This is a genomic window from Nocardia sp. NPDC046763, from assembly GCF_040645495.1.
In the GTDB taxonomy this organism is placed as follows: Bacteria; Actinomycetota; Actinomycetes; order Mycobacteriales; family Mycobacteriaceae; genus Nocardia.
On sequence record NZ_JBEYYI010000037.1, the window covers coordinates 1 to 19,420 of the forward strand.

Consider the following 19,420-nt stretch of genomic DNA (forward strand, 5'->3'; position numbering starts at 1 on the left):
CCTTCAGATCAAGATCAGCGCACCGGGATCATGATCGACCACTACCTTCGCGGCTCCAAATTCCCAGGGCACCAACAACTTTGTGCCAGAGCCATGTCCCGATGTCCGTTGACACTGAGCGACGGCCGCGTCTTCGTGGGCGGTGGCGGGTTGTGAGCGGTGTGCGGAACAAACCACTTCGATGGCCAAATCTCCACCCCTGCTTACCTTCTCAACGTCGATGGATCTGCGCGCTCTCGGCCCTCCATCGTTGCCGCGCCTACAGCAACGGAACCGGGTGCCGGTATCGCCGTCACCACCGACCGGCCAGTGAGTCGATTCAGCCTCGTCCGGGCCGGTGCCGCCACCCACACCATCGACAACGACCAGCGCAGGATCCCCCTGACCATTACCGGCACCTCCGGCACGGCCTATCAACTGGCTATTCCCGCTGACACCGGTGTCGTGCTGCCCGGTGACTACCTCTTGTTCGCTATCGACTCCCTCGGCGCTCCGAGTATCACGGCGGCCGTCAACATCCGCTGAAATGCGAACGGCTCCGGGGATGCCGCCTTGTGCATGTGAATCCATCAGGGAGGTAACGGGTTTCGTGTCGGCTCAAGCCTCCCAGCGCTGGGGACGGCCTACGCTCGAAACATCAGCAGGGGATCGGGGCGGGCGGCGGCCGGGGTTCGCGGCCACTGTGTCCGGGGCATCGAGGGCATAGCTCGGGAGTTGACATGGCAGAGAAGATCGGCGTGGCCGGTGCGGTCCGAACGACGATACCGGCGCGTATCGACCGATTGCCCTGGTCGAGATTCCACACCCGGATAGTCATCGCCCTCGGCGTGGCATGGGTTCTCGACGGGCTCGAGATCACCGTGGCCGGAGCGGTCGCCGATACGCTCACCAAGCCGGAGACGCTGCACCTCTCGTCCGCCGCGGTCGGCCTGGTCGCGACCATCTACCTCGCCGGTGAAGTCTTCGGCGCACTGTTGTTCGGCAATCTCTCCGATCGCCTCGGCCGCCGCAAACTGTTCGTCATCACCCTCGCCGTCTACCTGCTCGGCAGCGGACTCACCGCGCTGACACTGGGATCCGGGCCAGGCTGGCTCGCGTTCCTCTATCTCACGCGCTTCGTGGCCGGGACCGGCATCGGTGGCGAGTACGCGGCGATCAACTCGGCCATCGACGAATTGATCCCTGCGCGTCACCGCGGCCGCGTGGATATCGCCGTAAACGGAACCTATTGGGCCGGAGCGATTCTCGGCACATTGGGAACGTATGTACTGCTCGAGTACGTGAATCTGTCCGTGGGCTGGCGCCTGGGCTTCCTGGCGGGCCCGGTACTCGGGCTGGTGATCCTGCTGGTTCGCCGCGACCTGCCGGAAAGCCCACGCTGGCAGATCATGCACGGCCACGCTGCCGAGGCCGAAGCCACGATCCGTGCGATCGAGGACCAGGTCCGCGCCGACGGTGTGGACCTGGTCGACGTCGACGAATCCCGTGCACTGCAACTCCAGCCCGCCGACCGTGTGGGCTATGCGGCGCTGACCCGAATCCTGTTCCGCGAATATCCCTCTCGCTCCGTTCTCGGCGCGAGCCTGATGATCAGCCAATCGTTTCTCTACAACGCCATCTTCTTCACCTACACCCTGGTACTGGGCCGCTTCTACGGTGTCCCCGCCGCCACCACGCCGATCTACCTGATCGCCTTCGCGATAGGAAACCTGCTCGGCCCCTTCGCAATCGGCCATCTGTTCGACACCCTCGGCCGCCGCGTCATGATCTCGGGAACCTACATCCTCTCCGGCGCCGCCCTCGCGATCTCCGCCTGCCTGTTTGACCTCGGAGCCCTCAACGCCTACACCCAAACCCTGTGCTGGTGCGTGATCTTCTTCTTCGCCTCCGCCGGCGCCAGCGCCGCCTACCTCACCGTCAGCGAGATCTTCCCTCTCGAGGTCCGCGCCAAGGCGATCGCCGTATTCTTCGCCATCGCACAATGCTTCGGTGCCCTGGGCCCGGTCATCTATGGCGCGCTCATCGGCGACGGCACCCACCCCGGCCGCCTGTTCATCGGCTACCTGGTCGGCGCGATAGTCATGATCGGCGGCGGCCTGGTCGCCCGCGCCCTCGCCGTCGACGCCGAAGGCCGCTCCCTGGAAGACATCGCCCCACCCCTGGCGTCCACCGAACATCATCACGTCGACCTCACCGATCGGCGAGACAATCGGTGAACCGTCGGTGACGATATTATGTGCACCTTCTTCCCACACTTGGGAACCGGGTGAGGCTGAGATTGGTCAGTGGCTGGCTAGAGTTCGCTCGCCTGGGTCGCATCTACGCGGACCTGCGGCCCAGGATCGCGACTTCGCTTCCGTGTCACCAGGTCACCCACTCCGGTCCCGGTGGACGGCAACGCGAAGCCCGGTGCGAAAAGCGGATATCGCATCGGGTGTCCGTCGTGATGTGCCTCGCCTTCCGGACGAGAATCTCGGACCACCCCGGGGTTGGGAGGCGGGGCCGCCGGGCTGCTCACTGCCGATTCGAGAGCATCCAGTTCCCACGACGGGGAACAATGCCCGAGTCGATCGCACGGCGGGGATCGTACGATTTGCTCGCGCGATCGCTGGCATGCTGCGGGTGCAAACACCCGTGTGCCGCACCCGCCTTCGCCGCTCCCCTAGCGGCTGGTTTCAGACGCAGACCAGCTGAATCGGATCGGTGGCACCGTATGAGCAGTCGATCACGCAGATCCACGACCGCGCGCGTGTAAGGGTCAGGGCCACCCGCGCGGTCGTGGAGCGGTCGGTAGGCCATCGCCACTGCCGTTTCGACTCACCATTATCGAAACAGCCAGTGCGAAGACGGTTTTCCTTCTACTGGAGTTCGTCCCACAGCGCCCCGTAATGCATTCCCAGGACGTCGCCGTTGGTGAGGCCCGGCATATCGGAAGGCGCGTCGGCGATATCGTCCACGATGCCGTGGACCGCCCGCTCGCGCGTGAGCACGCCATGCTGAACATCATCGAATCGCCGCTCGGTCTTGCTGCCGAGATGCACGTGGACGTGAGGACCTCCCGCGGCGGCACTCTCGCGACTCACCTGAACGGAGGTCAGACATCCGTCGGCGTGTAAACAGCGCACCAAGCTCGACAAGGTCGGCGACAGTGCCACGACCGTGTCGATGTCGTCGCCGAGACCGGTCCGCGTTCGCGGACCGGTCGTTTCTCGAGCCATCGAATCCGTCTGGAGCGCTGCGACTCGAGATGGTTCCCGGCCGATGCGTTCCGGCGGGATCGGCCGATCGGCAGCGGCGAACCGGCCTTCGGCCGCCCGCAGCGCATGTGAAGCAGCCGATCCTCGGTCGTGGAGTTCGGAGGCGCAGCGACTGAGAGCGTCCCGGATTCGTCCGGCCGCTGCGCGGAGAACGACTCGGATTCGGTCAGGGAACTCGAACACGATCGTCACTCCATGATCGCGAATCAGGTTCTCATAAAATGATTTTCGCACGGCTGGGAAGTTTCCGAGCTTCGAATTCTCCTGCCGTGTTACGGAAGGCAAGCCTCGAACCCCTGTGACTGATCGAGATGGAACGACGGACCGCTGGCGGTCGGCACCCAGCCTTGCGAGAGGGCGGTCCTGATCGTGTCCGCCACCTCCGCCGGAAGGATAGGACCCGCGGTAGGCCCGATCCAGCTGCTGAGGTGCGTGCGATCGGTTGTGACAACTAGGACCGAACCATTGAATTCAGCGAGCTCGACCGCGTACGTGCAGGGTGTCCAGCCCATGCCTTGGCTGTAGGTCGGCCTCCCCCGCAGTTTCCACCGGTAGGTAACGCCGTCGACGGTGATGCGTCGAGAACCTTTGCGAGTAAGCGTCATTCGTGCTCCTTGCACGCGATCTTCGGGTGGGCATGCACTATGTCGCGACGAGACGATCTATGGGCAGTATCGCAGTCTTCGTACCCGATCTCGGCCTCGACGGAACCGGTGTGTAGAACTGACCGAGCGCACTGCACTCACGATGAGGAAAGACCTGGGAGGAAGATCGTGGCAAGAAAGGTAGTCGTCAGCATCGTCGACGACTTCGACGGCGAATCGGTGGCCGACGGAACCGTCAACTTCACCCTGGACGGTGTCGAGTACGAGATCGACCTCTCCCACTCGAACGCTGACCAACTGCGATCGGTATTCGAGCCGTGGATTCTGTGTGCCCGCAAGGTGCGCGGAAGCCGCCGCAAGCCCGCGGTGGTCAATCAGCGATCGACCACCGACCGTCAGGAAAGTACGCAGGCTCGGGAGTGGGCCCGCGCCAACGGTCTTCAGGTATCGGCACGGGGCCGCATCCCGGCCGAGGTGCTCGAATCCTACCGTGCGGCAACGAACTAGCCGCCGACCGGACAACGCCTGATCGGGCTACTGCCATCGATCAGGCGGTTCGTCAGGCTGCGGGTAGCATGGTCCGCGTCCGATGCGCGATCGGCCCTCGTGGGTCACTCTCCGATCGACGAGATCCGGGCGGTCGAGGGACGGAGCGCGAACCGGCGGCGGTCGAAGTCCCAGAACCGGTAGATCGGCCACTGAACGGTGTGACTCAGCCGGGCGCCGACTATGACGGCGCGATGAAACGGCAGGACGCGGTAGCCGTGAAATTGGAATGGTCACGGTGTGAAAATCCTTGCCGGAAAAGCAATGCTATTCCCCGTCATGGGAATACGAAGCTGAATCGGCTGCCTGGGTCGCCTAGTCTCGGAATCGGATCCGGTGTCCTGAGCGGCCTCCCCTATAGCGAAGCCCGGATTACCACGGATCGGTTTCACCGGTTGGACGCGCTTTCCCTCGCGGGTCGCCCGACTCGGTAGACGTGATCAGAAATGCGTGACGCGGCTCCGTCGAGCCCGTGCCACGTCGTGGTCCGTGTCCGCCTCTGGAGTCCTTGCCGATCTCGGACACCAGAGGCGGATCTGCCCGCAGATACTTCCAATTACGTTGCTGCGCTTCAGGTCTACCGACCGGCTTGGTCGGGGTGTTCGGTGGGTAGCAGCGGAATGATGTCCTTGCGGGAGCCGATCATCAACTTGGACAGAACCGATGCGACCTGGGCATCCACTGTGCGAGAAGATGTTCCGCGGCGCTCGGCGATCATGGTGTTCGTGAGCCCGGCCGCGGCCAACAGGGCGACCTCCTGCTCAGCGTGGGTCAATCCATCCCACGGTCGCGATTCGCCGATGACAGCGACCACGCGGGTGCAGCCCGCTTCGGCTGAGTGCAGGGCCGAAGGGATCTGGTCGGCCCCGGGCCTGAACTCTCCCTCTCGCATGGCCGCTTCGAACACCTTGTGCCCCAATACCTTTGTCGCGATCTCGATCGCATCATCGGCTTGTTTCGCGAACGGGCGCAGGTTCGTCAGCTCGATGCCGAGTCGTCGGCGAATCGCCGCGGCGTTCCCGATCAGCCGGGCGACTTCCAGCGCCTGCCGGACCGCTTGGTCGTCGAATCCGCCGGTGGGCCGACTTGTGATCAGCCGCGAGAGGATTCGGGCACGAATGCTGAGTCCCCATACCCCGCCCCAGTGATCCCGCATCGGGATCTGCCAGGCCAGTGCCGAATCGCATAGGGCCAAGCCGGCGGCGGGATCGCCGTGCGCGGAAACCGCTATGGCACGGGCGAAGCGGGCCCACGAGAGCGCCCACTGCGGCCCGGCTGCGACGATCGCATCGAGATGTCGACGCGTCACCGTCAACGCGTCCTCCGCGGTGCCGAGGAGCGCTGCCGACAACGACTCGAACAGCTCGCTCATCGTCGCGGCACCCGTATCACCGGCGGCTTCGAACTTGCTCCGCGCTCGTGCGAACACCACCGCCGCCCGCGGATCCGTCTCCGCCTGCCACAGCAGGCCGCCCCACAGGTTGTCCACCGGCGCGGGCAGACCCGGATCGACCGCCGGGTCCGCTCGCCAATTCCATCGGGCCTCGGGGGCGACGCTGTCGGTGACACACTCCTCGAGGATCCGGTCGGCCTCGGCTGTCATGCCCTGGCACAGGACGATCCAGCCGATCGCCGCCCGCATCGACACATCGAGCTCGGCAGGGCACTGTCCCGAGGCCCGGGCAGCCGCCAGACTGCGTTCGGCCAACCCCCGCGACTCCCGTAAAGAGCCACGCAGAACCGCGATTCGCGAGGCCAGCAGGCCCTTCGCGATCTCCAGACCCACAACCGCCTCGTCCGGATCGGCCAGACTGCCTTCGATCGCCCACACGATGTTGTCCCACTCGGCGCGGTTTCGGGCCAGCAGTTCCTGTTCGCGCGGGCTGACCCAGCCGGTTGCCACCGCGTTGACCTGGTCTCGGTAATAGCGGCGATGCCGGGCAGCCAGCCGCAGCCATTCCCCGTCATCGGACTCGCGCAGCAATTCGTGTGCGAACACCTGGAAGCTCTCGAGCAGCGAGTACCGAACCGATTCGGGGCCGACATGAATCAACACCATGGAGCGATCGGCCAGCTGTTCCAGCACGGAGAGTATTTCTTCGCGAGCCAACCCGTCCGGGTCGGTGTCGGCGCAGACAGCCTCGATCGCGTCGAGGTCGGCACCGATGTCGGGCACAACAGGCCGATCATGATCGACGTCCTCCGGATTCGTGTCGTAACCGATCGCGAAGACCGACAACCGAGTAAACAGCAGCCGCTCTTTGGGCTCACACAACTCGTAGGACCAGCCGATGACCGCGCTGATGTCGCGATGCCGATTATCGCGGCCGACCCGGAATCCCGGCGACCAGCGCAACCTGCGATCGACGTCCGTACCCCCCAGATCGCGCAGGATCATCGAAAGCGATTGATAGCGCAATCGAGCGGCAGCCAGCCGGATGTGCAACGGGTAGTTGTGCAAGTGCCAGCAGATCTGCTCCACGAGCTCTTGCCCGTCCGTCGTGACCGGGTGCCCGGCAAGGTCCGCACGCTGCCGGAACAAGGCCAGCGCCTGCTGCCGGGACAGCGGCGGAATCGCCACGATGTGCTCGTCCACCCATCCGATCGCGGTACGGCTGGTGGCCAGCACCGCCAGTCCCGGGACCTCGGTGAGCAGATCCGCGATGGCCGGGCCGAGCCCATCCAGTACGTGCTCGCAGTTGTCGAGCACCAGCACACAACGCACCGGCAGCCCGCCCTCGTCCGCCCGGTCGAGTGTGTCGATCAAAGCTTGCCGCGCTGTTCGTCCCGAGAAATCGCCATCGACCACCGTGGTGACGATCTCGTCCCGTACCGCATCGGAACTCGCGTTCTTGGGGAGCTTGGCCAGATGCACCCAATACACGGGCAGCGCCGCGGCCTTACGAATTCGGCCGGTCACCGCCATTGCCAAACGGGTCTTCCCAATTCCTCCCGACCCGACCAACGTGACCATGCGCGCCGAGCCCGACAGCAACGACGCCACACGCTCCAACTCGCGTTCGCGGCCGACGAATCCATCACCGTTCGTCGGTATACCTACGTCGAACGGTTCAGGTTTCACAGACACGTCGGAGCAGCCTAGTGGGATGGCGGTGTGGCTGTCCCGCGACCTGTAATTTCACCGGAACCGGTCCCGATCTCTCGATACCTACCACGAAGTGCCGATGCGTGCGGACTACCTATTCGCCGAGCCTTGACCGAACCGCCGCCCCGCCCGAACTTCCGGGCAGGCGTGGCATCGATGTCCTGGTCATCCGGAGGTATGACGTGAAGGGCGAGAATTCGCCGAAATGTGGTCGGAATTGGCAAGTTCCGAGGCCGTATCAGAGATGTGGCCGAACTACCCACGATCGACGCCGGGGACGGTCGCACAGATCGTCGCCGGAAGTCGAACGATGGGGTGAAGCCGGGGCACATGTGATCCTCGTGCACGGCTTCCAGGGGCGACCGCAAGCCGCTGCGCGACTGTCGCTCGCCCTGGGATGCGCGGCTTCCGCTGGAGTCCATTGCGCAGTGCGGTATCCCCACCATGGTGTGCTCGTGAGACCGCTCCCCGTTGTTGACAGCTGTCGCCGGCATGGTCGCCGCAGTAGCCGGCGGTGAACATCTGGAATTACCCAGCCAGGAGCAGGCGGTCCAAACACTGGGCGCTTCGTTCAACGAACGGTCGGAACGCCGTATCGCCCAGGCCGAACGGAACAGCCCACCCCTACGTCGACACAGCGCATCGCGCGGCGCTGATGTATTCGTTCGCGACCACCCTGATCGCCGTGTTCATCGAACTGTCCGGTTGGCCATCGGCCGTGAATTTCATTGCGGCAAACACGATTGTCTTCATGTTCGCGGTGACGATCGGCAACTATACCCGGCTCGGCCTGCGAGAAGAGACCGACAACCAGATGCGTAACCCGCCGACGACGATGCGGTTCGTCCTTGTCGCCCTGGTTTGTCGGTGAGATCGGCGGGTTCACCGCCCTCCTTGCCGGTTTTGCCGCTGAACAGTTCTGAGTGGAGAGAAGTTGACTTCGAGTACAACGAGCGAAACCCTTTGCCAGGCCACGGCAATCATTCATGGCACTATCCCCACCCACCTGGCCGGACTGATGCGCGCCACGGCGATGAACCTTGGTGTGCCACCCTCGAAACTGGACGCGATCAAACCGGCCATGGATCCTCAGGTACTGAACGACGAGCTGTTGCGCATACCAGTCGAATGGGCTTGGCGAGCATGGGAACTCATCGATGGCACGGTAGGCCCGGCCTCGGGACTACGCGTCGCTTCCGCCGCCGAACGCGGCAGCCTGTATGTCTGGGACTACCTTTTCACCAGCGGAGTCACACTCGCTGACAGCGTACGTACCGCGATCGAGCTGCGAGGCATGGCTACCGATCCTGGAGCCGACTGGTCGGTGGAGGAGGACGGCCGTTTGCTGACTATCCGCACAAAGCCCACAGCTGAACCGGACGACCTGCTCGCATCGATCGAGGAGTTCACACTCTCGCTCGTCCACCGGCGAATGAGCGAGGCGACCGGCCACCCTCTCGTTCCGATCCGAGTCGCATTCAGCCACAGCGACACTCAACGCTACCCAGAACTGAGTGATACATTCGGCACCACCCGAATCGAGTTCGGTACGCCGTGCGCGGAGATCACCTTCCTCGACGCGGGTTCCCTGCCGACAAATGCCGACCCGTACCTGGGTGCGATGATTCGCCACCACGCCGAGTTGCTCTTGGCCCGTTCCAGATCCACGCCGGATTGGCGGGGAACCCTGCGTACAGCCATCGGTCTTGCGTTGCGAGACGGAGAAGTCAGTCTCGAGGACACGGCACGACGACTGATGCTGAGTCCGCGGACCCTCCAGCGCCGGTTGCAGGCGTTGGGCACGAATTGGCGGCAGGAGGTCGAGGCGGTGAGACATGACAACGCGGTACTTCTCATTCGCGACAGCGACCTGCCTGCCCAGTCGGTAGCCGCCCGCCTCGGTTACACCGACGCCCGCACCCTGCGGCGCGCCATTCAGCGCTGGACCGGCCACAGCACCAAAGAGTTCCGGCGGCGGCTTCTCGATCCCGCTGTCGCCGACGCCGTTGGTTCATGACTGTCCGTTCTCGTCACCAATACCTCTTGTCGGCAGGCGAATTCGTATGGTTGCGAACGGGCTTCCCAACCATACGGTGGAGTCCCGGCCTGATGCTCGAAACATGTTCTGCACCAAAGCATTTACCGTTGCTACGAGGAGCTGCGGCCACCGCGTGGGCAGCGGATGTCAACATCCGACTTCAACCACGGCGGCGGAGGGAATGACGTATGAACGAGCCCAACACCACCGAACTCGCGGTTGGCGAGCGCTTGGAAATGCGCAGGCGCAGGCGTGGCCTGTCCCGGAATGTGATGGCGAATCTGGCCGGGCGTAGCGAGGAGTGACTGCGCCTGATGGAATCAGGCCGACGTAGGCTCGACAGCGTCGAGGTGCCGGACACCCGACCGCTGCCAACGCCACGCCATCGCGGCAACGTCCTGCACAGGCTACGACTGGTGATCCTCGATCATCCAGCGCTACCGGTCTATGAATGAAACGACGTCGCGACCGAATTCGACATCGAAGGGCTGCACACGGCACCGGCATCCTGTCGGGAGATCAGGCCGACAGCGACCCCGCCGCGCGGCGGCGAGCGGGCCGGTGATCGGCAGATGAGATCCGCGTCCAGGTCCGACGCGCACGGTGGCGGCGGTCGGTGATGAGGGGCACCCGGTGAGTTGTTGCAGCAGTTGCAGCGGATGCGGGACGGCATGGTCGAACTGCTCAGCTGTCGGACCGGTGGCCACCCGCACGACGCGTTGGGTGAAGTGGCCGAGGAGGTCCGCGCGGCACGGAGCAGAGTGGTCGGGCCGACGAGCACGGCCATCAACTCGTTGAAGGCCACGGGCGTAAGGTGGATCGGCCGGCAGCCCACGACGGTCGCGCTGGTAGTGATCAGGGTGGCCTTCACCGATCCCGGCTTTCCGCGATCGTCGACCGGCTCACCTTCGACCGGCTCACCTTCGGCGGGCACATCATCGAGACCGGCATGGACTCCTACCGGCTCGCTCACACCCGGGCGACCAGGGGCCTGAACACCGGTTGGTGCCGTGATCCTCGTCTCCCGAGGATCACGGCCAGCCGACCGCTGATGCGACGGAGGCAGCGGGACCAGGTGGCCGAGGATGACCGGACCTGTCCGGCGTAGATGTCGGCCCCCAGGTTTCCGTGCCTGAAGGCGTTCGGGTACGTCGCCCGAGCCGGGCATCACTTTCGACTCGGATTCGATCCCGAGGCAGTGCTTCACTTCGCTGTCTCGGCGGGTAGCGGTGGCGGTCAGGCCGTTACCACGCGCTGGAGTTCGTGTTGCAGTGCATCGAGTTCGGCGCCTCCGGCCATCTGCTGGGTGAGTTCGGGCAGGTCGATGTCATTTTTCTCGTAGGTACCGACCACGGCACCGCGTTCGAGCAGCAGGAACCGGTCACCGACCGGGTAGGCGTGGTGCGGGTTGTGGGTGATGAGCACGACACCGAGCCCGCGGTCACGGGCAGCCACCACGTGCCGTAGTACCGCACCGGCTTGTTTCACCCCGAGCGCGGCCGTCGGTTCGTCCAGGATCAGGACCTTCGCGCCGTAGTGCACCGCGCGCGCGATCGCGATGCACTGCCGCTGGCCGCCGGACAGCGTGCCGACGGGCTGTTCCAGATCGCGGATGCCGATTCCCAAGTCGGACAAGGCTTCCCGGGTGATGTGCTGCGCTGTGCGGCGGTCCAGCCGCCGCAACGGCCCGACTCCGGTGGTCGGTTCCGAGCCCAGGACGAAGTTGCGCCACACGCTCATCAAAGGCACCAGCGCCAGATCCTGGTACACGGTGGCGATGCCGCGATCCAACGCCGCACGCGGTGAGGACAGCCGGGTCTGCTCGCCCTCGATCCGCAGCTCACCTGTGTCGTGCTGGTGCACGCCGGACAGGATTTTGATGAGGGTGGATTTGCCGGCGCCGTTGTCGCCCAGCACGCAGGTGACCTCGCCGGCGTTGACCACCATGGACACCTCCCGCAGCGCTACCACTCCGCCGTAACTCTTTCCGACGGAGGTGGTTTCGATCAAGGCGGTCATCGGCGTGCCCTTTCTGCTCGCTTGGAGAATGCGGTGTTCACCAGCACCGCCGACAACAGCAGAATGCCGAGGAACAGCTCGAACCAGTCGCTGTTCCAGCGGGCGAACACGATGCCCTGTTGTGCCATGCCGAAGGTCAGCGCGCCGATCGCGGCGCCGACCACCGAGCCGGAGCCGCCGGTCAGCAAGCAGCCGCCGACGACCGCGGCGACGATGTACTGGAATTCCAGTCCGATGCCCTGGCTGGCCTGCACGCTGTCGAACCGCAGGATGTTGCCCGCGCCCACCACCCAGCCGGCGAATGTGGTGGTCATGAACAGCAGGATCTTGGTGCGCGCGGCCGGGACGCCGACCGCTCGCGCGCTCGCATTCGAGCCGCCGACCGCGAAGATCCAGTTCCCGAATCTGGTGTGCGTCAGCACGAGCGCGGCGATTACCGTGAGCACGATCCACCACACGGTCGACGCCTTGAGTTGGGTGTCGCCGATGCTGGTTGTCGAGGCGAACACCGCGCCCGCCGACGTGTATCCGTGCGCGCTGCTGATACCCGACACCTGCACGGTGCCGGTGATCCATCGCGTCACACCGAGGTTGACCCCTTGCAACGCAAGGAATGTGCCGAGGGTGACGATGAAACTCGGTAGGCCCGTGCGGATTACGAGCCAGCCGTTGAGCGCACCAACCCCCAGCGCGAACACCAGCGACACCCCAAGCGCAGGCCACACATTCCAGCCCGCATTCACCGCCAGCAGCGCGGTGACCAGCGCGGTCGATGCGGTCATCACACCCGCGGATAGATCGAACTCGCCGCCGATCATCAACAGCGCCACCGCCACGGCCATGATGCCGATCGACGACGCGTCGTCCAGCCACGTCGAGACACCCAGCGGGCTCAGGAACTGCCCGGTGACCACCGAGAAGAACACGAACACCGCTGCCGCGCCCAGCGCCGCAGCGGTCTCCGGACGCAACGCCAGCCACTGCCACACCGGCACACGCCGTTGCGGGCGGGGTTCACGCTGTTCCGGCCGGTTCGGCGCCGACTCCGACGATTGTGCGACTACAGTCATTTCACACTCCTGATCGGTCTCAGCGTGTTCCCTGCTCCACGAGCGGGGCGACGGCGTCGACGTTGGACTTGTCGATGAAGGAGGGACCTGTCTCGACGGATTGACCGCCGCCAACGGTGTTCAGGTTCGTCTTGTACAGCTGCAACATCACCACCGCCAGATACCCCTGCTCGTACTGCTGCGAGTCGGCGGTGAACAACACTTTGCCCGCGCGGATGTCGTCGAGCAGCTCGGTGTTGACAGTCATGGCCCCGATGGCGGCGGCGGAATGGGCTTCTTGTACCGCGTCCACTGTGCGGGCGGCGATTTGCGCGTTCAACGTCAGCACCGCGTCGATCGACGGGTCGGCCTGCAGCGCGCCCTTGACGCGCGACACCACCTCGGTCGGGTTGTTGATATCGACGACTACCGTGGTCATCGGGTTGCCGAAGCCCTGGGCCGCGCCGCCGCAGAATTCGTCGCCGCTGATCTGGCCGGGCATATGGTCCACGCACAGCAGCTTGGTCTTCCCGGCGCCGTGCAGGCGTTTGCCCGCAGCTTGTCCGTCGAGCCGCTCGCTCACCCCGACGTGACCGATGGCGCCGAAGCGTGCGCTGTCAGCCGCGCCCTGGGTCATCGTCACCACCGGAATGCCCGCGGCGACAGCGCGCTGGATGGACGGGCGCAAAGGCTCCGGGTACGGCATCGACACGGCCAGACCACCGATACCCTGCGCGACCGCATTGTCGATGAGCCTGGCCTGCGCACCGGGATCATCAGCGGAGTAATAGTCGACGCGGACACCTAGCTGTTTGCCCGCCGCCAGGGCACCGTTTTTCACCACGCTCCAGAACGCGTCGGCCGGACTGCTGTCGGTGACCACCGCAACCGAACGCAAGGTGCCCGCCGCGACCGGAGTACGAGTCGGTGCAGGGCCCGTCGCACCCGGCCCGCTGCACGCGGCCAACACAACGCCGGCGGCCAGCCACGGGAGCACACGCCAACCCCGATGCACGCGTCGCAACATTGTTCTCATCACTTCTCAACTTTCTGATAGCCGAAAATGGCATGGGTGTAGCCCGGAAAAGACCGCGGTCACGGTCTACGGATTTGGTGACGGGGTCCATGACGTAGCGCTCACCCGTCGTGATGCGGCTGGGCGCCGCAGCGGATAGGCCGACCAACAGGAAGAGTTCACCGTGGTCGACATCGACATCCGAGCGATCCACTGCCAGCCGGTCGATTCCGACGCAACACCGGGTAGCTCGACTGAACGGGCACCGACGCGTCTACAAGGACGGACGTGCCTTCACGGTCCCGAATGGCGGGAGGGCGGTCACGGCCGATCAGGCCGGTAGCGGTGAGTCCAGAACCCCAGACCTCAACCGGCGCAGCAAGCTACCGAACGTGCCCGGTTCTGCACGAAACGCTGCCAGCAGTGCTGAACAACCACTATCGATGCAACCACTATCAATCTCCTCCGACACATCAGAGTCGCCGCAATGCTCCCACCTCCACCGCGGAACCCCTCCCGACACACCCACCAGCATCGGGAAGCCACACGCACACTTCACCAGCACCCTCGGCATCGGGCGCGCGCTCCCGTCCGGTGACATGGCGGTCGGCTGGATTCCGCTGCAGTAGACCCGCAACCGATTCAATCGTCTTCGTCCGGGGCGTCCGGATCGCGCAGCGGCCGGTGGCTTCCTCCCAGGTCGGGCAGGTGGAAGCTGTAGTGGCCGTCCATGCGCACATGCTTGCGGATGAACGGGGACAGCCGGGCGGCGTCCTCGTCACGGACCGGGTAGCCCTGGGCGCGCAGCTCATCGAGGGCACAGCCCAGGTATACCGAGTTCCACAGTACGGTGATGTGTCAGAGCGCGGACAGCTGGTCTTCCATGCCGTCGAGGTAGGCGCGGGTGAGTTCGCCCTTGCGGCCGTGGAAGACGGTACGGCCCAGATCGTGGCGGCCTTCCTGAAGGTTCGCCTGCGCCTTGGCTTCCCGCCGATAGGGTTCGTCGTCAGCGAGCCGACCATGCGCCGTTCGTCCAACCGACTCCCGATCTCTTCAACGGTGCTTCGAAAACGCGGCGCAGCAGAACAACTGAACGAGCTGGGATACCACTGATCGAAGGAGACGCGCCAGCGCGGCCACCGCGCGATGCCGTGTTGAATCCGCGTTCATGGGCTCAGCCGGCGAGCACGTGCGGACCGACCGGCAGTCGACGAGCGTGCCGGTATTCGAGGATGGCTTTGAGGTTGTCGAGTTCGAGGCCGTGGCCCGGTCCGAAGATCCCCCACATGTCGCCCACCCACTCGGAGCGGGTGGCGGGAGCTGTTTCGGGGTAGGGGTTCTCGTCGTAGTAGGGGTGCCGGCAGTTCGTCCACAGCACCACGGATCCGGGGCGGTTGAGCACCAATTCGGCCGGGACCACCCGCATCAGATAGATCATCCACAGGTCGTCGCCCTGGTCCCACGCGCAGTGATAGTCGACAGTGAGGGCGTCGGGGTTGGCGACGACCTTCATGTAGAGCTTGGTGTCGGCGCTGAGCGTGTCCACGCCCTGGTAAACGCTTGGCAACTCGGTTGGTTCGAAATCGCGTGTGCTGTACGTCCACTCCGACAGGCTGTGGATATTGGCCATGTAGTCGAAGACATCTCGAGGTGGGCAGTCGATATAGCCCTGAACGGTGCAATAGTCCCGATAGAAATCCTCATAGGCGTAGTCGGACTGCGTGACCGCGGTGCAGCGGGCCAGCACCTCGCCCACACCGACCTGCTCTCCCCGAACCAGGCCGGGAATGTCCGATAGTTTTTCTTCATCGATCTTCATGGGCCATGAAGCTACACCGGGCACAGATGCGGTGACCTGTAGAACAAACCGGCTTCGACGTGACTCGGCGCCCGTTCTATCTGCGGCTTTGCAATGCATCGGTGATGGCTATCACAGACTCGAACGGTGTTCCCAATGATGGGAAGTTTCGATGGCAGTCGTCGAGATCGATGGATTATTCTCGCGCTCAACGACAATCAGACGGAGTGTCGCGCTGGTCCTCCCGTAAAGGTTGACAATTGACTGTAATTCGGCAGGCGGCATCGTTTTCCGTGCGAATTTCGTCGTATCAGGCGGTGATCTCACCGACGAGACTCGAACTCTTCAGGAGCAGTCAATGAGCCCGTCATTTTCCGACTTGCCCAGCGGACATCAGACCATGCTGTTGGCACACCGCGCGATGGTCACCGATCTTCCCCGGATCGCCGAAGCCGCTTCGCGTCTGGCACAGACTCCCGACGAAACGAGGGCCGTCGCACTGAGCGCCTACATCGACCGGGTACACGCGCTGATCGCCCACCACCATGAGGGCGAGGACGCATATCTCTGGCCCCGACTGCACGACCTCGGCGCCGACGAGAACGCGATCGCGTTGCTCACCGCCGAACATCAAGAGCTGGACAAGTTCCTGGTCGAATGGAACAGAGTGGCCCACAAACTGGCGACCGACGGCTCCGTGGCGTCGGAACTCGCACGGATAACCCTGGACGTGTACGAGCGGATCGTCGCCCACGCCGAGGACGAGGAGACCGAGTTGGCCGCCCGGCTCGCCCCCGTGCTCGACGAGGCGGTGTGGAAAGGGTTCGAAACTCACATGCGTAAAACGGCCCCGCTGTGGACATTACGATTCATGCCCGCATGGCTGCTGATGGTGGCGGCACCCGAGGAACTCACCGGAGTGCCCGCCCTGCCGGTCGCCCGTCTCTTCCGAGGATGGCTCGTGCGCACACAGCAGGCCGCGCTGGGCTGAGCCGTTTGCGCCCTTCACCGAATAGGTCAGTGTCTCAATCCGATTGGGAACAATAGATTGCGGTCAAACATGCACAGAATCAGTCGCGTGTTCAGGGTCAATCCGAGTGTGCGATTCCGAGTTCTATCGATAGCGTTGATACCGAGCCTGTCCTTGCTGACGGTCGGCGGCGTCACAGCTGATCACTTTCTACGCCAATCCCAGTCCATCGCGGCTTGGTCGTCGGCGATCAACCAAACAGCCGGTCCGGCACTGGAATTCGTAGAGTCGGTACAGCAGGAGCGTGGCACCAGCATGCTCGTGCTGGCGGGCGACACCTCCGCTGCGGCGAACCTGACGCCCGAACGGACACGGCTCAACATCGCTCTCCCCACCATGATGGCCGCGGGCGACGACCTGATCAAACTTTTCCACGGGTCGGTGGGCGATGCCGTCACGCAAATGCAGGCAACGTTCGGGCAACTGCCGGTCATCCGACAGCGAATCGACCTGGGGGCGGCCCAGATCGATGAGGTCTACGACTACTACAACAAGGTCATCCAAACAGTGATCGTCGCGGGCCGCCTCGCCGCTCGGACAGCCACGGTGCCCGAAGCCGCCAATGAACAGGACACCGAGATCGGCCTGTTCGAGAGCGCAGAGGCGATGTCGCGCAGTGCCGCGCTGGCCGCGGCGGCGTCGATCAAGGGCGGTTTCACTCCCTCCCAGCAGGAGGAATACAGCAAGCTCGTCGGGTTCTACCGCAACGAACTCGACAACCGGGCAGGTGAGCTCACGCCCGATGAGCAAGCAAGCTACAGCGCACTGGTGTCCGGCCAGCCATGGCGTCAGATGGGGACCCTCGAAAAGAGCCTGCTCCAGCGGACCGCCGCGTCGACGCCACCACCCGTCCTCGCACCCGATCCAGCATCGCCGCAGACCGCGCCATCGACCTCGGGCGGTGCGGCATCGGGGATTTCGCCGCACGGGTCCAACACCGCGAACACCCCGAACGAGGCGAACCCCGCGCCGAGCGCCCCGTCTCCACCGATAGCGCCGCTGGCCGGATGGACGGACGCAGCCGACAGGGTCAGCGCGGAACTGCGCGGAATCTGGAACTCGCACCTGCGATACGCCGGTGTAGTGGCCGATCGGGAAGGTCGCAGACTCTCCCATCGATCCGTCCAGGACGCCGCGGCGGCCTTGTCCCTGTCCCTCATCGCATTCATCGCCGCGTTGTTGCTCTCGCAGCGGCTGATCGCACGACTGCGCCGACTGCGGGCCGAAACCCTGTCGGTGAGCGAGACGCGGCTGCCGAACATCTTGGAACAGCTCAGGCGATCCGAAACGATCGACCTGGACCGGCAGGTGCCCGAACTCGACTTCGGCCGCGATGAAATCGGCCAGGTCGCCGACGCATTCAATCTGGCGCAGAAGGCGGCCACCACCGCCGCAGTCGAGGAAGCACAGACCCGACAGGGTGTGCAGTCGGTCTTCGTCAATATCGCGCGCCGCAGCCAGACAGCGATGCACCAGCTGTTGGGGCTGCTCGAACAAGCCGAGCATCGCTACGACGACCCGGACACGCTGAAAATGCTGTTCGAGTTCGACAACCTCGCCACCAGAGCGCGGCGCAATGCCGAGAACCTGGTGATCCTGGGTGGCGAACGCCCCGGCAGACAGTGGCGAAACCCGGTGTCGCTGCACGATATCGTCCGCAGCGCGGTCACCGAAACCGAGCATTACTCGAGGATTCACACCGTCCGGCTGCCCAACGTGCCCGTTGTCGGCGCGGTCGTGGCCGACCTCATCCATCTCATTGCCGAGCTGATCGACAATGCCGCCACGTTCTCGCCGCCCCGGACCCGTGTCGAGATCTCCGGCGAGATGGGTGGGGCGGGACTGATCGTCGAGATCTCCGACCTGGGTATCGGCTTGAACAAGGGCGAGATAGCGCGGATCAACGAGATGCTGACCGACCCGCCGGACTTCAATATCGCGACACTGTCGAGTGATTCGCGGCTCGGTCTGTTCGTCGTGGGACAGCTGGCCAAGCGTCATCGGATCGCGGTGCGATTGACCGAATCCGACTACGGCGGCATCCGCAGTGTCGTGCGATTGCCCTACGAACTGGTTGTCGTCGATGAGTCCGATGTGTCGACTCCGGACGACATCGTCGACAATCTCGGCGAGCTGTCGAGCCGGTCGCGCAAGTTCCTTCCAGAAGCCGACTCGATCGAGTCGAGTGCGACGAACGCGCCGGTGCGCACGACCTCGGCACCCGAGCCGCCGGTCGCAGAGGACGACACGTTCCGCAGCCGACCGATGGCCGAGATCTGGGGTGAAGGGTCCGAAACGGCCCACTCCGAACTGTACGCGGAAATCCCGCGGCTGCCACAGCGCAGGCGGCAGACACCCACCACGACCCCCGCGGCCGAGGCGCGCATGCCCGACGATCACCCCAGCATTCGCATGCAGCGCAACAGGCCGTCGGGCCAGGGGCGGCCCACAGATCTGTGGACCGCGTTGCAGGCCGGAACGAAGCTCGGTCGCTCCGGGGTTCCCGTCGGGTCACCCGGTGAGCCCTTGGCGGACAACGAAAGACAGTGGAATGACTGACCAGTACGGCAAGTTCAATTGGATCCTCGATGATTTGGCCGGTCGGCTCAAGGGCGTTCGTTACGTCGTCATGCTGTCCACCGACGGACTGATGCTCGGGCACTGCGCCCACATCTCCCGCGACGACGGCGAGCGTTTCAGTGCGATGGCGTCGGCCCTGCACAGTCTGGGAGCCAGCGCCGGACGCCAATTCTCCTCGGGCCCACTGCAACAGGTCATGGTCGAACTCGCCGACGCGATGCTGTTCGTCACCGCCGCCGGTGAGAACGTCTGCCTGGCCGTTCTCGGCGAGGCCAGCGCGGATTGGGGCTCAGTGGCGCACGAGATGAACCTGACCGTGCAGCGCATGGGAACCTGGCTGACAACCGAACCGCGCCACAGCAATCACGGCCAATGAT

15 protein-coding genes and 1 pseudogene are annotated in these 19,420 nt (G+C 64.5%); 9 read left to right on the forward strand and 7 right to left on the reverse strand.

From position 1 onward, the window contains the following. The first annotated feature begins 159 nt into the window (after window positions 1-159). Window positions 160-525, forward strand: a complete 366-nt coding sequence (locus ABZ909_RS38545) for a galactose oxidase early set domain-containing protein (protein ID WP_357010387.1) — start codon at window positions 160-162, stop codon at window positions 523-525. 194 nt (window positions 526-719) lie between these two features. Then, entirely contained in the window at window positions 720-2,216 is a 1,497-nt protein-coding gene (locus ABZ909_RS38550; RefSeq protein ID WP_357010390.1) for an MFS transporter, read from the forward strand. A 642-nt stretch (window positions 2,217-2,858) separates the two neighbouring features. Here the strand turns inward: ABZ909_RS38550 and ABZ909_RS38555 are convergent. Further along, on the reverse strand, window positions 2,859-3,218 hold the full coding sequence (locus ABZ909_RS38555; RefSeq protein ID WP_357010393.1) for a hypothetical protein: 360 nt from the start codon (window positions 3,216-3,218) through the stop codon (window positions 2,859-2,861). A gap of 812 nt (window positions 3,219-4,030) precedes the next feature. Between ABZ909_RS38555 and ABZ909_RS38560 the strand changes: the two genes are divergently transcribed. Then, window positions 4,031-4,369 (forward strand): Lsr2 family protein, encoded by a 339-nt coding sequence (locus ABZ909_RS38560; RefSeq protein WP_357010395.1) that lies wholly within the window; start codon window positions 4,031-4,033, stop codon window positions 4,367-4,369. Between the two features lie 616 nt (window positions 4,370-4,985). Here the strand turns inward: ABZ909_RS38560 and ABZ909_RS38565 are convergent. Further along, entirely contained in the window at window positions 4,986-7,496 is a 2,511-nt protein-coding gene (locus ABZ909_RS38565; RefSeq protein ID WP_357010398.1) for an AAA family ATPase, read from the reverse strand. A 532-nt stretch (window positions 7,497-8,028) separates the two neighbouring features. Here ABZ909_RS38565 and ABZ909_RS38570 point away from each other — a divergent pair. Together ABZ909_RS38570 and ABZ909_RS38575 are read left to right on the forward strand one after the other, a co-directional pair. Then, the gene (locus ABZ909_RS38570) at window positions 8,029-8,385 is read left to right on the forward strand and encodes a hypothetical protein (RefSeq protein WP_357010401.1); all 357 of its coding nucleotides are present in this window, start codon (window positions 8,029-8,031) and stop codon (window positions 8,383-8,385) included. A gap of 63 nt (window positions 8,386-8,448) precedes the next feature. After that, on the forward strand, window positions 8,449-9,531 hold the full coding sequence (locus ABZ909_RS38575) for a helix-turn-helix domain-containing protein (protein WP_357010404.1): 1,083 nt from the start codon (window positions 8,449-8,451) through the stop codon (window positions 9,529-9,531). Between the two features lie 1,257 nt (window positions 9,532-10,788). Here ABZ909_RS38575 and ABZ909_RS38580 read toward each other — a convergent pair. From ABZ909_RS38580 to ABZ909_RS38595, 4 genes and pseudogenes are all read right to left on the reverse strand, one after another. Beyond that, on the reverse strand, window positions 10,789-11,571 hold the full coding sequence (locus tag ABZ909_RS38580) for an ATP-binding cassette domain-containing protein (protein ID WP_357010407.1): 783 nt from the start codon (window positions 11,569-11,571) through the stop codon (window positions 10,789-10,791). Further along, window positions 11,568-12,641: an ABC transporter permease gene (locus ABZ909_RS38585; RefSeq protein ID WP_357010410.1), complete on the reverse strand. Its 1,074-nt coding sequence runs from the start codon at window positions 12,639-12,641 to the stop codon at window positions 11,568-11,570. Before ABZ909_RS38585 ends, ABZ909_RS38580 begins: the two co-directional genes overlap by 4 nt. A gap of 19 nt (window positions 12,642-12,660) precedes the next feature. Then, window positions 12,661-13,503: a substrate-binding domain-containing protein gene (locus ABZ909_RS38590; protein ID WP_357010412.1), complete on the reverse strand. Its 843-nt coding sequence runs from the start codon at window positions 13,501-13,503 to the stop codon at window positions 12,661-12,663. A 774-nt stretch (window positions 13,504-14,277) separates the two neighbouring features. Next, window positions 14,278-14,592, reverse strand: a pseudogene (locus tag ABZ909_RS38595) (Tn3 family transposase); the annotation flags it as partial. Between ABZ909_RS38595 and ABZ909_RS38600 the strand changes: the two are divergent. Further along, window positions 14,560-14,748, forward strand: coding sequence for a hypothetical protein (locus ABZ909_RS38600; RefSeq protein WP_357010415.1), 189 nt, complete (start codon window positions 14,560-14,562; stop codon window positions 14,746-14,748). The pseudogene ABZ909_RS38595 and the gene ABZ909_RS38600 sit on opposite strands and share 33 nt — an antisense overlap. Window positions 14,749-14,809: 61 nt before the next feature. Here the strand turns inward: ABZ909_RS38600 and ABZ909_RS38605 are convergent, their stop codons facing one another. Then, window positions 14,810-15,454 (reverse strand): SRPBCC family protein, encoded by a 645-nt coding sequence (locus ABZ909_RS38605; protein WP_357010418.1) that lies wholly within the window; start codon window positions 15,452-15,454, stop codon window positions 14,810-14,812. Between the two features lie 337 nt (window positions 15,455-15,791). Between ABZ909_RS38605 and ABZ909_RS38610 the strand changes: the two genes are divergently transcribed. The 3 genes from ABZ909_RS38610 to ABZ909_RS38620 all read left to right on the forward strand — a co-directional run bounded on the left by ABZ909_RS38610 (window position 15,792) and on the right by ABZ909_RS38620 (window position 19,419). Further along, window positions 15,792-16,424, forward strand: a complete 633-nt coding sequence (locus ABZ909_RS38610; protein ID WP_357010421.1) for a hemerythrin domain-containing protein — start codon at window positions 15,792-15,794, stop codon at window positions 16,422-16,424. 69 nt (window positions 16,425-16,493) lie between these two features. After that, window positions 16,494-19,022: a nitrate- and nitrite sensing domain-containing protein gene (locus ABZ909_RS38615; protein ID WP_357010424.1), complete on the forward strand. Its 2,529-nt coding sequence runs from the start codon at window positions 16,494-16,496 to the stop codon at window positions 19,020-19,022. Beyond that, the gene (locus tag ABZ909_RS38620; protein ID WP_357010426.1) at window positions 19,015-19,419 is read left to right on the forward strand and encodes a roadblock/LC7 domain-containing protein; all 405 of its coding nucleotides are present in this window, start codon (window positions 19,015-19,017) and stop codon (window positions 19,417-19,419) included. Before ABZ909_RS38615 ends, ABZ909_RS38620 begins: the two co-directional genes overlap by 8 nt. The last annotated feature ends 1 nt before the right edge of the window (window position 19,420 follow it).